The sequence below is a fragment of the Spirosoma fluviale genome, from assembly GCF_900230225.1.
GTDB lineage: Bacteria > Bacteroidota > Bacteroidia > Cytophagales > Spirosomataceae > Spirosoma > Spirosoma fluviale.
In genome coordinates this window covers 327,405-339,556 of record NZ_OCNH01000003.1, presented here as the reverse complement: position 1 = coordinate 339,556, position 12,152 = coordinate 327,405, and the positions used below count along the sequence as shown (strand labels likewise).

The following is a 12,152-nucleotide window of genomic DNA, read 5'->3' as shown; positions in this document are numbered from 1 at the left end:
ACTTTCCTATCATGATGTAAAGTCATTGTACAATAAAAAGCCAACTGTAACCGAAATAAAGACAACATCCGGAATGCTTTTGGGGATTTTAGAAGATGCGAAAGGAAATATTTGGTTTGGCTCTAGTGCTGTCGTGTGTCGTTATGGTGGAAAGACCATGAAGGATTTTAAAAGTGCAACTGGTGAGCAATAATTTGTATTGCTGATTTTGAAGTCATTTATCAATTACTATTTACTAAAATTATTGCTGTAGTATGAATAACAAGACATTAATTACTTGCCTGATTTTAATTATTGCTCCTTTCTTTTTCAGTTGCAATGGAATAGGGAAAGAGCAAAATAAAGCATCGGCTGGCTCCATATCCTTACATATTGGGAATGAGAAATTTGTTGCAATAGATACGAAGGAAAGTGTTGTAACATGGAAAGGTTCTAGTATTGATGGGGCGCATACAGGGTACGTCTATATATAAAAAGGAGAATTAATGGTTGAAAACGGTCAGCTTATAGGTGGTACTGTTGAAATCGACATGAGTACAATTGAAGGTGTTGACCATAGGAGTAATAATAATCTCATCAAGCACTTAAAAGATCCTGATTTTTTTGATGTCAAAAAATTTCTCTTTTCTACAATTGCCATTACCAGGGTTGAATTAACAAATAATGAGAACAGAAAAGTTACCGGAAACCTAACAATTAAAGGTACTACACAGCCAGTTAGTTTTCCAGCTAAAGTAGAAGTTAAGGACGGAATAGTCAAAGCCAATGGTAAGCTGGTCATTGATCGAACACTATGGAATGTTCGATATAAATCAGGAAAGTTTTTTGATGATTTAAAGGATCAAGCTATTTCGGATTCCATTGAGTTTAATATAAAAATCATGGCAAAAAATAATTTTAATTAATTAAAAGAAATCATGAAATACGCACAAATTTTTACCTTCCTCACAATATTACTCTTTGGCACTGCCTGCAACGGACCAGTTAAAAAAGATTTGCCAAAAGAAAAGGCACATCCAAAACTTATAAAAAACATAGGAAATGGCAATGTTCAATGTGGCCTACAGGACAAAGCAGGTAACCTTTGGTTTGGAACCTCAGCTAATGGGCTTTATAAATATGACGAGAAATCGTTTACTCAATTTTTAGTGGCCGATGGGCTAAGTAGTAATAATATTTCTTGCGTTTTGGAAGATAGAGATGGTAAAATTTGGATAGGTACTGATGCGGAACTTTGCCTTTACGACCCTTCAACTCTGCTCAGGACAGGTGGTAAAACATTTGCCCAAATCCAGATACCTTTACCAAAAAACCTGCCTCCCAACAAGGGTGAATACTATCGCAACTCGCATTGGGTATTCAGTATCATGCAAGCAAAAAGCGGAAAACTATGGTTCGCAACAATAGATGGTGTTTATATCTACGATGGCACATCCTTTACTCCGTTTATAATCAATGAGGCCTCAGGTGGATATTTAAGTAGTAACAATAACGTGGAACATATTTTAGAAGATAAAGCAGGTAACATTTGGTTTGGAGGACGAGGTAATGCAGGTGTGTATCGTTACGATGGAAAATCTGTAATCAACTTTTCATTAAAGGAACTAACGCTCCAATTTGAGACGAGACGGGTCGGTCATAATTGGGCCAGTCCTCAATTACAAGACAAAAACGGGAATATTTGGTTCAGCAATTGGGGCGGAGCCTACCGTTATGATGGAAAAACATTTACAAGTTTTACAAAAAGCGATGGTATGCCAGGTTATAATGGTCTGGTTGCAAAGATTATAGAAGATAAAAATGGCATCCTTTGGTTTGGTGGTGATGGTGGTCTTTCCCGTTACGATGGGAAATCATTTACCGGTTTTAAAGATGGACTAATCAATCCATGGATTTGGACAATTTTAGAAGATAAAACCGGAGATCTTTGGGTGGGCACGAGAGAAACAGGTCTTTACCTTTTCAACGGAAAAACATTTATTAATTATTCGGAATATAAGGGTAAAGAGAGTCAGAAGTAAGGGGTATAGCTGATTCTCAGAACGCCCGAATTAATGAGCAGATACATGAAAACTTCTTCGTCTCATTTGGGAGCGTTTGCGGAGACGCTGATTTGCAACAACTGTTCAACTCAATCAGTAAAGTACGCTTGGCTTTAGCCAATGGGTAAGTAGCCTTATTATGGTAAACAAAGTGGCGGATAAAATGGTCATAAAGGTATACCAATTAGTCAATGCGCTTAGCGTCTTTTTTTTGAGCGAAAGCTATGCATCCTACCAACACTATGGGAAAAGGCACTAAACTCTACAGCATCCTTTTCAATACCTGTCCCCGTTGTCAGAAGGGAAGATTCTTTTCGGTCAATAACCCCTATAACCTCAGGCGATTTGATCAGATGAATCCACTGTGTAGCTGTTGTGGTGAACGCTTTGAGCGAGAGCCGGGCTATTACACCGGCGCCATGTATGTAAGTTACGCGTATTATACGGCTCTGATCGTTAGTTGTTTTGTGGCCTTTCAGGTAATGGTAGAGATAGAATTGAGTTATTTTTTAACCCTATTGATCACGTTGCTGATCGTGTTGACACCGGTGGTCTTCCGGCTGGCGCGCTTGACTTGGATTAACTTCTTTATCAGCTATGATGCACACAAGCCCACCCACTGCCCTTGATGGGGTGTGTATGTCGTTTGATACCGCAACGGCGGACCAAAAATCCATCACTTGCGAGTAGTTCAGTATAAACCGAATCGAGCCTTTAATGAGAAACACTACCTATGAGCTCGTCTCTCAATTTTGCTGACTCGGTGACCAATCCCAACCAGATACACTAACCAGCCTATTAGGACAATGCCCATCACCGCTACAACCACCCATATCTTACCATCCTGGCGTAATAAGTCCGTTAGCTGATCCATAAATAGTTCATTATAAGTCTGGTGTATTTTGTAAATCGGATGACTGCCGAGTCGATGTCTTGTTCAGGTCGTCCTGCTCATCTAACAACGTTTCCAACCGGCGTAATCTGACCCGAAGCTGAGTAATCCAAAAACCAAGTAAAGTGAAGCCCACAAAAGCAGGTCTGATGATGCGCTTGATGGAATCTGCGGCATCGTATTGGTTAAACCCTGGATTCCCTCCGTTACCAGGATGTAACGAATCCGTCAATCGGGGTAGGATGAGGATGAGGGGGATGAAAACAGCAAAGGCAAAGATGTTATAAACTGCTGATATCCTGGCACGACGCATCTCATCATCCACTGACCCCCGTAACACAAAATAGGCTAGATACAACAGCATGCCCACGGCTACGCCATTAGTTTTAGGATCGTTGGGCCACAAATCGCCCCAGGCGAAATAAGCCCACACTGATCCGGTAATACAGCCTAACACCCCAAATAAGAGGGCCGAGTTCGCCAGCTCAACCGAAATAAGATCGTCATCCAGCTTTCCCTTTCTTAAATAGCGGATCGAGAAGATGGCCGATGCGAACAGCAGGACCATCATGGCGATCCAAAGAGGGGGATGGAAGAATGTATTGCGGATGGCTTCATGTAAAATGGGTAATTTTGGCACCGGGCTCATCAAACCCGCGATGAAGACATAGGCCAGAATCAGAATGGTTAAGGCTTTCCACCAATGCTTAAGCATAACACAAACAGGATTTTTATAACAGAGTGTTACAATTGTGTTTCCTACTGCCGGAGGTGGCTTATTGCCCTATTCTTGACTTGCATCTGACGCTTTACCCGTTAAATTCTGGCAAGTTTACTATTTTGTGACACGCCAAATTTAGGAAGCAGGTACATGAGTGCTTCTACGTCTCTGGAGGGAGCGTTTTTGCGAGACGCTAACTTTCTACCATTTGTCAAGTAGTCCTGCACCGCTGACGGTGTTGGTGCGGCCTGGATTGGCCGGGCCACGCTTGGCCTTCCGACCAGCCACCGCGGCTCAATCAGTCACCTACGCCGTAAGGAAGCGAAGCTAATTGGCCTCAACCGGAAAATAGAGCGTAAACGTGGCACCCTCCCCCTCTACGCTGTGGGCCGTTACGGCACCCTGGTGGTTTTCCATCACCCGGCGAACGATGGATAGCCCAATGCCTGATCCGCTGTATGGACTGGTGCGCCCGTGCAGCCGCTCGAAAGCCCCGAAGATTTTCTCCCGATAGGCATCGCTAAAGCCAATGCCGTTGTCGGCCACCGTGATTTGCCAATAAGTTTGGGTGAACTCTCCAGGCAGGGTTATGCCAGTGGGCAGGTCAGACCGGTTCAGTAACTCACTCCGTACCGTTACGCGGGGCGACTGACCGGGCTTGCTGAATTTGAGTGCGTTGGTGAGCAGGTTCTGAAACGCCTGCCGGAGTTGGAGTTACCAGTTTAGTGAGCGCGACGGGCTGATGAAGCTGTTCGTCATTTTTCGATAATTGGGAGAGGGCCAGTAAATCGAGGATCAGCGTCTGCATCCGACCGGCAGCGGCCTGCATCCGGCGCAACAGGTCGGCTCCCTCGCCCAGGGCGGGCGCGTATTGGTCCAACAGGAGGTCGCCAAAGGCTATTATTTTGCGTAGTGGCTCCTGTAAATCGTGCGAAGCGATGGCGGCAAACTGGCCTAAGCCGTCGTTGCTGCGCTGAAGTTGGACGTTTAGCCGCTCAATTTGTAGCTGTGTCTGCTTGTTTGCGGTAATATCGATGGACGAGGTCAGCAGACCATCCTTACCGAAGCGTACAGCGGTGGCTAAAAACCAGCGCCCCTGCCGATACCGTTCCAGCGTGGTGGGCAGGCCGGTTTGGACAACGCTGACGTACTGATCGAACACCGCCTGATTGACCAGGTCAGGGCTTACTTCCAGCAGGATTTTGGCGTACAGCTCATCGGCCGTCAGCTCAATCACCCCTAAGGCTGCCTGATTGGCCATCGTAAAACGGAAATCGATAATTCGGCCCGACTGTGGGTCGCGAACGGCCTGATAGGTCGCCACCGTATTCATAGTCGCATCTAATACGCTTTGGAGTAAGTCGGCTTGCTGGCGCACCAGCGCTTCGGTCTGCTTGTAGTCGGTCACGTTCATAAACGTGAGTACGATTTTATCGGGTCCGTGCCGTACCGCCGAGACCTCGAACCAGCCCTCGAACCCATTCACGTCGGTGTAATGCTGAGTGGCTTGGTGAAGCTTCCCCGTGTCAGCGGCTTCAGCGTAGAGGGCAAAAAAACCGCTTTCCACGTTACCCGGATAGACGCTCAGCAACGTGCGGCCTTCCAACTGGGCGGGTGTTTTTCCTAAGCTTCGCTCGACAGCCCGGTTGGCCTTATCCATCCGGAAATCAATGATCTGGCCCTGCTCGTTTCGAAGGGCGGTCATGGCCATAATACTGCTGATGGACGCATCGAGCGTCGTTTGAAGAAGGGCGGTTTGCTGTTCGGCCACCAGTTGGTCCGCTTTGCGCTGGGTGATGTCCAGAAACGTCAGGATCACCCCGTCACCGAAGGGTTCTGATCCAACCCAGTACCAGGCTGCTGCTTCATCATAGGGATAGTAGAGTTCGATTTCCTGCCGCTGGCCCGTCTCAATCGTGCGGACGTACTGCTGGAACAGCCCACTGGGTAGGTAGCCGGGAAAAAACAGGCTAAACCGCTCGCCAACCATGGTCTCAACCGGCTGACGGGTTATCCGGGCGGCCATTTGGTTGGCCTGGATGATCTGAAAATCGATGATCGGCTCGACTCCCCCTTCTTTGGCAGGGTTCCGAATGGCTTTCAGGGCGAACAGGCCGTTGAGGGAGCCGTTGAAGATACCATCCAGGAGCTGGGCCTGTCGTTGCAGGGTTAGGGAGGCCTCTTTTTGCTCGGTGATGTCGATGAAGTTAACCAGGATGCCATCCTCTAATTTTTTAACCGCTGTCTGATACCAGAAGTGGCCTTGGAGACCGGGATATTCCTGTTCTCCCTCGAAGGGCTCCCCCGTCTCGACGACCTGCCGGTAAGCGGCAAAAAAGGCAGTCTCATTGAGTATGGGAAACAGCGTCAGCAGGGTGTGCGATTGCAGGTCGGTTTGGGTATGCCGGACGTGTCGGCAGAAAGCGGGGTTGCTCACGTAAATCTGAAAGTCAACCAACTCCCCCGTCTGGGTATCTCGTACAGCGCGGGCCGCGTAGGTATTCATCAGGGAGTGGTCTACAATCGCCTGTAGCAGGGCGGGCGAGGTTTCGGTAAAGGTTGAGTTCATCCAATCGTTGAGTGTCGTAAGGCATCCGCGCGTTTCGTGACAGGGCCAAGTGAAGCAAGATACGAAACGTCCTGATGAACAAATCAACAATTACGGTATCTTACTGTATGTAGGGTTTGGGCCAAACGGGGCTGCCCTAACCTTAAGTCCCGGATAGTGATTGGCAGGTCTTTCAGCCGAACCTGAACCTGTCCAATCGTCAGCTGTGCGTATTCCTTAACAAGACAAGGGTTAGACAGTTTCCGTCAGTCGGGATAAGCGTTCATTTGGCCGAGCGAATTGTGAGACTGGGATTTTACATTATCTGTCCAACACCATCCGTCCCTACGCCTTTGTTCAAAGACCTGCTCCAGGATCAAGGTGTCATAGAGCAGGTCTTTGTCCATTACTTAATTGGCTAACAGAAGTTAACTAGTCCGGAATAAGCAAACGTGAATGCATCAACTGTACCTGATAAGGCGAACTGAGCGAAAGCAAATAGTAAATAGTTAATTCGCGGGTGTGTTCATTCCATTCTGTAAACCGGTTTAGCAGGAATGCGCCATAAGACCAGCCATCATGCTCGGGCTTGGTAGGGTCTTGCTGCGGTGGGACGTCCGGATGAATGCGATCACGGCCTATTTTGTGCATGTACTTGCCATACGCTTGTTCTCGCAAGGGATTAAAAATTTCAATCTCCTCCGACCAGTCAAAAAGTGTGGTCCCGAATCGGGCTACAGTCGGCAGTTGAAACTTATTGGGGGCGCTTAAATCATCTACGGCGTTGGAGTAGAGCAGAATCCACCGCTGGGGCCCTTCCAGCCAGGCTGCCGACAGGTGGGTGTACGTGTTGGCACGTGATAGAAGTAAAGCAGCCCCATCAGCCTCGTTCGACCATGGTTCTGTTTCATTACCGGTGAAATACAGTATGTCCTGCAGTTGAGGAGAACTGGGCGTCTTCAGCGGCATCCAGGCCAGCCGAATACCGGGCGTTGCCGAAAAACCAAAGCCAAACATAACCAGGCCGAGTGGATGAGGACTTTCAGGAAGACCCGGATGGGCGGCCGTTTGTATTACACAGGGGGCCACCCAGGAGAAAAGATCCGGTTGTTGTGTCCAGACCAGGCCAGAGCATTTCGTGCAAAATCGCCAACCGCCTTGATTGTGAACATCTTCTCCCGGGTTATGAGGTAGTACGAAATTAAAGCCAATGGCTTCGTGTCCTCTGCTATCTTTAGAGCAGGTACCCTTGAAACCACTGTCGCCGTCCCAAAACAAGCCGCTACACTTCCCACAAAAACGCCAATTATGCTGATTCTGCGCATTGTCACCTACGTCATGGGGCAACACAAAATTGAAGCCAATGGCCTCGTGGCTGTTCCCGCTGGGGCATATCCCCTTATTCGTTTGGTCACCGTTCCAAAATAGGCCGGCACACTTTTTACAGAAGCGCCAATGCTGCTGGTTTTGCCCATCTTCATTCACATCATGTGCCAGGGCAAAATTGAATCCAATGGCTTCGTGTCCTCTGCCATCGGTGGAACAGGTACCTTTGAAACTACCATCACCATCCCAAAACAAGCCACCACACTTTCTACAAAAGCGCCAGTTCAATTGGCGATGGGGATCTTCGTTAAGGCTGCTATGAGGCATAACCAGGTTGACCCCCGTTGGTTCGTGGGTGTCTCCTCCGGGACATAAACCTCTTTGCTGGGGGTTCCCATTCCAAAATAAGGCCGCGCATTTTCGGCATCGATGCCAGTTTGCCTGGTTTTGGCTATCTTCCCCGACAGAGTGGGTTAATACATAAGAAAATCCCACTGCTTTGTGACTCCCTCCTCGGGAGCATATACCCTTATCGGTTGCATCTCCGTCCCAGAACATCGTTGCGCATTTTGCACAGAAACGCCAGTCGCCTTGCTGGGTTGAGCTAACCGGTATACTATGAGACACAATAAATTTGAAACCTAGTGGCTGGTGGCTTTCCAGGACGTTGCGACGTTCATCCGTCGGACACCATCCGATCCTCGGACTGTAAAGGAATTCTTTGCGATAGGGACCAGGCAAGTCAGGACGTGCTTTACTAACTAAGTAAGCACCTACGGCCGGATCGCCAAAGCGCGGGGGTTCATTTGTGTACTTGGGATCGCCAATGCCAGCAAAAACATACACTTTTCCAGCGTAGCTGAATGCCCCGTTTGGCACTTCAAGGCTAAGTGTCTGTCCAATGGGCGGGTCGGCACTGAAAGGGTCGAATATGCCTGTATTGTTCAGCACTCCATGTAGATGAAAGCCCCCACCCGGAGCACCCGTACAGAGGCCCTTGTTTGCATCACCATCCCAAAAAAGTCCCCGACAATTCCCACAAAATCGCCAATTCGGCTGCCCCGCTATGGCAGTCGTTCCAAAGGGGATAACGAACCGAAAGCCAATGGCTTCGTGCATCCCTCCTGTTGGACAAGCCCCCTTATTGGCCTCTCCATTCCAGAATAATCCAGCGCATTTACCGCAGAAACGCCATTCCGGTTGCCCGGATACTGAAGTGGGCTCGAAAGGCAGCACGAATCGTAGCCCAATGGCGGTGTGCCCTCTTCCTTTTGAACAAACGCCTTTAAAGTGGGCATCACCGTCCCAGAAAAGCGTACTGCATTTTCCGCAAAAACGCCAGTCTGGCTGTCCGGGTACGGAGGTCGGCTCAAATGGAAGCGTGAAATTCAAGCCCAGGGCAAGGTGGCCTCCATGCTCGAGCACGTTTGTTTCATCGGTCCATGCCACCAGGTCTGTATTCTGTTTATTGGGACTGTTCTGCGTTTTTGTGGTATCGCCGAAAAAGATGTAAAGCCGACCATCCGAATGCTCCGTATTCGCACCGAGGTCGGCCCCCTGAGCGCCCCAATGTCCGGTATCATTGAGCAGTGGGAAGTGTTGAGCATCCACCAGCAAGGGCCATTTTGGGTGTTGGGCACCCAGATCCGTGCTTCCTGTAAGTTGCCCAACTCGGGTTGTACTTAGAACTTGTATGAGTGCCATAGAAACCTGCTGCCAAATTTTGTTTAAAATCGATTTGTCATCATCCCTGGTCTTCGTCTAAGCGATTCTGTCGGCTGATAGGTAATCAACGAGTTCCGTTGGGGTAACTCAAAAAGCCATCGATAAACCTCATGTAGGGTTAGTCTTACCCTCAATTCCTAGGTAGCAATGACTTCCCGCATACCGCCCCCCCAGCCGTTGCCGACTTTCACGCCATTGGTCCAGGAGGCCTCACCCGTAAGAAACCCATGATGACGCCATAACCACAGGTCACCGCCATTAGCCGCCGTGCGTCCATAGATGTACCCATTGCCAACCGCCCAGATCTTATCATAACCCTGCCAGCCGCTGCCTACCCGCACGGGACCGTGCCAGATGGGATAGCCCTGATCGTAGCCATAATGGCGGTACCAAAGCAGGGAGCCGTCAGGTTGCGTGCCATAAAGGCACCCGTCAGGACCCGCCACCAAGGCAATAAAGCCGTTCCACCCCGTACCAACCTGGAAAGGCCCTTGCCAGCGAGCGCTGCCATCCCGCCGGCCCAGGTGCCGATACCATAGCAGTCGGCCATCTGTCGCGACAGCATAGATGACGCCCCCATCACCCGCAAAGACCCGAGCGAACGATGCCCAGCCGGTTCCCACTTCTTTCCCTCCCTGCCATTGAAACTGCCCCTGGTTGCGGCCATCGTGGAAGTACCACATCAGTTTGCCATCCGGAGCAATCGCGTAGAGCACGCCGTCACCCCCACCGAAGACTGTCTTAAAACCGCCCCAGCCGCTCCCAACGGCTTTTGGGCCTTCCCATTCGCGCGCCAGCCGGGCGCGGCCGGTGTTTCGGTACCAGTTGAGCGTGCCCTCCGGGGTAATGGTGTACAGGTTCTGCGAAAGGCGACCTTCTACGGGCCAATCCTTACCGCCCCAGGAGGTAACTCCCCCCATCAACCCGTCTTCGCGCGTATGGAGCAGTAATTGAAAATACTGATTACGGTTGTCGCCCCCGAAATCGACATGCGTGTCGATGCGGTGAGCCGTTGTGCCGGGGTCAATCCAGGTCCGGCGTGTAACGGCGTCGGCCGCCTGTACATACGACGGATCGACGCCGATGCGTAGTTGACCCCGCCAGCCGTCGTGTACGGTGTCCCAGATGCCAATTGATTCGCTCCGGTCGAAGCCCGACCCCGCGCCAACGGCCGTCCCCCGCGACAGGACGACCCCAAAAGGCAACTTGTTCCACCAGGTTCGGCCCCCGGCCCGGTAGGGGTCGCGGGTATGCAGGTATAACTCAAACGGCTGACCACCAATGTCGCAATGAAGCCCTCGCCCATCGTCGACAAAGTGACCCACTACATCCAGGACCCGACCATCCTCGGCGTACCAGGTACCCAGACTGATCCGGCTGCCGGGATTGGGCAGTTGCCCATTGCCCCGGATATTGATAAACCGGCGGATAATCAACCTGCCCCGCCAGCCATCATGATCCGTTTCCCAGCGGCCCACCCACATGGCCGCCCATTGCGTCTGAACAGGCTGCACGGCGGTGATGAAATACATCGAACCATACTGGATGGTAAACTGTGGATCGTTGACATACAGCATCGTGGAAAAACCGGGCAGACTCTGCGAGTTTTTGATTGCGAAGGTCTTGGTATCGTCGTCGTATCCATGAATTAACAGGACATGGCCTCCCGCGTTAATTTTGTCGTAAACATTCACCACCACATCATACCCATCGGATAGTGTCTGGCGTATGTCATCGTTGGTAAAATTATCTTTTTTGCCAAAGGTCTTGACGCGGTACTGGGCAAACCAACGCCCCATCAGGGGGATGTTGCGCAGATCGAACTCAAACCAGTCGGCTTGCTCCCGGGTACCACCCCCCGACCCCGAGAGCGCCATTCCGGTATTCGGAATAGAATTTGCCAGATTCTGGAGAGGTCCCTGGTCACTATAAGGTACATGAGCAGAAAGGGGTACGGCCCAGTAAGCGAGGTGATGAACAATATCGGCACTGCCCTGAAAACCCACCAGCGAATGAATACCCGGCCCACCCACGTGATTTTCGTGAGCTTTGGACAGATGGAACAAGTAGTGCTCGGAAAGATCAACGTGCACCCCAATGCGGGCGTAGGCGGCTTCCAGGGCAGCAATACCGGCGAAGGCCCAGCAGGTGCCCCGGGAAGCCTGACTCACGTTGAGCGTAGTTTGCCATTGGCGGTGGGAAACTTGCCGTGACAAGGCAGCCAGGGAAGATTTTAACGTAACACGGGGGCCGGACAGCTTCGTAATCCGTTCGAGTCGGGGCAGGAACGTATCGAGTGGCTCAACCAGGGTCTGTGGTTCAAGGGAATCCGAAACGGAATCCAGGAGAGAAAAGTGCTGAGGGGCCTCTGGGGATACGTCGGAAGACACAGGCAGGGGTACTTGTAGATCGACTAAAATGCCAGCTAATGAAGTAGTTTCCACAGGAGTCGTTTAGTTAAAGCTGGCCTAAACGTACCAAGAAAAAGAGAGATACAGAAAGTATATAGGATAAGTCGATTGAAGTTTTGAGTAAGTGGTCGAATTCGGCGTAAAACCTGTGAACCGTTCGTAAAATCGCTCTTTTTATTGAATGATGTAACTAGTCATTTGCCTGTCTAATCTGGAGCTTTTAATGCCTGGCGGTTTAGTACACTGGAAAATGGACCGCATGACAAATAGCAACAGCTGTAATAAAGTTGAATGCCACTAATTACGTTTAACAGGCATTTAGAAGTAATCGTCCAACTAAACGCCCGCTTCTCGAAGCAGACATATACCATCCCTGTCGTCTCAAGTAGGAGCGTTTCAAGAGATCGGGAAGTTGAGATAAATCTCCTGAAGTTCAGATTCCGATTGCTCCGTGGGGTCCACGGCTTAGCTATATACTGCGGCTCAC

11 protein-coding genes are annotated in these 12,152 nt (G+C 50.0%); 5 read left to right on the top strand and 6 right to left on the bottom strand.

Annotated features, from left to right (window positions below; all coding sequences use genetic code 11):
- Positions 1-73: 73 nt before the first annotated feature.
- The 5 genes from CRO74_RS32410 (at position 74) to CRO74_RS17675 (ending at position 2,671) form a co-directional block, all read left to right on the top strand.
- Complete coding sequence (locus CRO74_RS32410) at positions 74-193, top strand: hypothetical protein (RefSeq protein ID WP_394341902.1); 120 nt, start codon at positions 74-76, stop codon at positions 191-193.
- Positions 194-254: 61 nt separating this feature from the next.
- Positions 255-473 (top strand): hypothetical protein, encoded by a 219-nt coding sequence (locus CRO74_RS17690; protein ID WP_097127505.1) that lies wholly within the window; start codon positions 255-257, stop codon positions 471-473.
- A gap of 12 nt (positions 474-485) precedes the next feature.
- The gene (locus CRO74_RS17685) at positions 486-905 is read left to right on the top strand and encodes a YceI family protein (RefSeq protein WP_097127503.1); all 420 of its coding nucleotides are present in this window, start codon (positions 486-488) and stop codon (positions 903-905) included.
- Between the two features lie 12 nt (positions 906-917).
- Entirely contained in the window at positions 918-2,021 is a 1,104-nt protein-coding gene (locus CRO74_RS17680) for a ligand-binding sensor domain-containing protein (protein WP_097127502.1), read from the top strand.
- A gap of 245 nt (positions 2,022-2,266) precedes the next feature.
- The gene (locus CRO74_RS17675; RefSeq protein WP_245877899.1) at positions 2,267-2,671 is read left to right on the top strand and encodes a DUF983 domain-containing protein; all 405 of its coding nucleotides are present in this window, start codon (positions 2,267-2,269) and stop codon (positions 2,669-2,671) included.
- Between the two features lie 98 nt (positions 2,672-2,769).
- Here CRO74_RS17675 and CRO74_RS32235 read toward each other — a convergent pair whose 3' ends face one another.
- The 6 genes from CRO74_RS32235 to CRO74_RS17650 form a co-directional block, all read right to left on the bottom strand.
- On the bottom strand, positions 2,770-2,916 hold the full coding sequence (locus CRO74_RS32235) for a CcmD family protein (protein WP_262508230.1): 147 nt from the start codon (positions 2,914-2,916) through the stop codon (positions 2,770-2,772).
- Positions 2,917-2,926: 10 nt separating this feature from the next.
- Complete coding sequence (gene ccsA / locus CRO74_RS17670) at positions 2,927-3,649, bottom strand: cytochrome c biogenesis protein CcsA (RefSeq protein WP_097127499.1); 723 nt, start codon at positions 3,647-3,649, stop codon at positions 2,927-2,929.
- Positions 3,650-3,982: 333 nt separating this feature from the next.
- A complete protein-coding gene (locus CRO74_RS17665; RefSeq protein WP_097127497.1) occupies positions 3,983-4,342 on the bottom strand; it encodes a sensor histidine kinase in 360 nt (119 codons plus the stop codon).
- Positions 4,278-6,224, bottom strand: coding sequence for a PAS domain-containing sensor histidine kinase (locus tag CRO74_RS17660; RefSeq protein WP_097127496.1), 1,947 nt, complete (start codon positions 6,222-6,224; stop codon positions 4,278-4,280). The genes CRO74_RS17665 and CRO74_RS17660 overlap by 65 nt, the downstream gene beginning before the upstream one ends.
- A 411-nt stretch (positions 6,225-6,635) precedes the next feature.
- On the bottom strand, positions 6,636-9,233 hold the full coding sequence (locus tag CRO74_RS17655; RefSeq protein ID WP_097127494.1) for a glycoside hydrolase family 183 protein: 2,598 nt from the start codon (positions 9,231-9,233) through the stop codon (positions 6,636-6,638).
- Between the two features lie 158 nt (positions 9,234-9,391).
- Positions 9,392-11,698, bottom strand: coding sequence for a tachylectin-related carbohydrate-binding protein (locus CRO74_RS17650; RefSeq protein WP_144035941.1), 2,307 nt, complete (start codon positions 11,696-11,698; stop codon positions 9,392-9,394).
- Positions 11,699-12,152: the final 454 nt, after the last annotated feature.

Excerpts from the sequence above, each read along its gene's own strand:
- CRO74_RS32410 (WP_394341902.1), top strand. The coding sequence starts at position 74 with ATGCTTTTGGGGATTTTAGAAGATGCGAAAGGAAATATTTGGTTTGGC.
- CRO74_RS17690 (WP_097127505.1), top strand. The coding sequence starts at position 255 with ATGAATAACAAGACATTAATTACTTGCCTGATTTTAATTATTGCTCCT.
- CRO74_RS17685 (WP_097127503.1), top strand. The coding sequence starts at position 486 with ATGGTTGAAAACGGTCAGCTTATAGGTGGTACTGTTGAAATCGACATG.
- CRO74_RS17680 (WP_097127502.1), top strand. The coding sequence starts at position 918 with ATGAAATACGCACAAATTTTTACCTTCCTCACAATATTACTCTTTGGC.
- CRO74_RS17675 (WP_245877899.1), top strand. The coding sequence starts at position 2,267 with ATGCATCCTACCAACACTATGGGAAAAGGCACTAAACTCTACAGCATC.
- CRO74_RS32235 (WP_262508230.1), bottom strand. The coding sequence starts at position 2,916 with ATGGATCAGCTAACGGACTTATTACGCCAGGATGGTAAGATATGGGTG.
- ccsA (WP_097127499.1), bottom strand. The coding sequence starts at position 3,649 with ATGCTTAAGCATTGGTGGAAAGCCTTAACCATTCTGATTCTGGCCTAT.
- CRO74_RS17660 (WP_097127496.1), bottom strand. The coding sequence starts at position 6,224 with ATGAACTCAACCTTTACCGAAACCTCGCCCGCCCTGCTACAGGCGATT.
- CRO74_RS17655 (WP_097127494.1), bottom strand. The coding sequence starts at position 9,233 with ATGGCACTCATACAAGTTCTAAGTACAACCCGAGTTGGGCAACTTACA.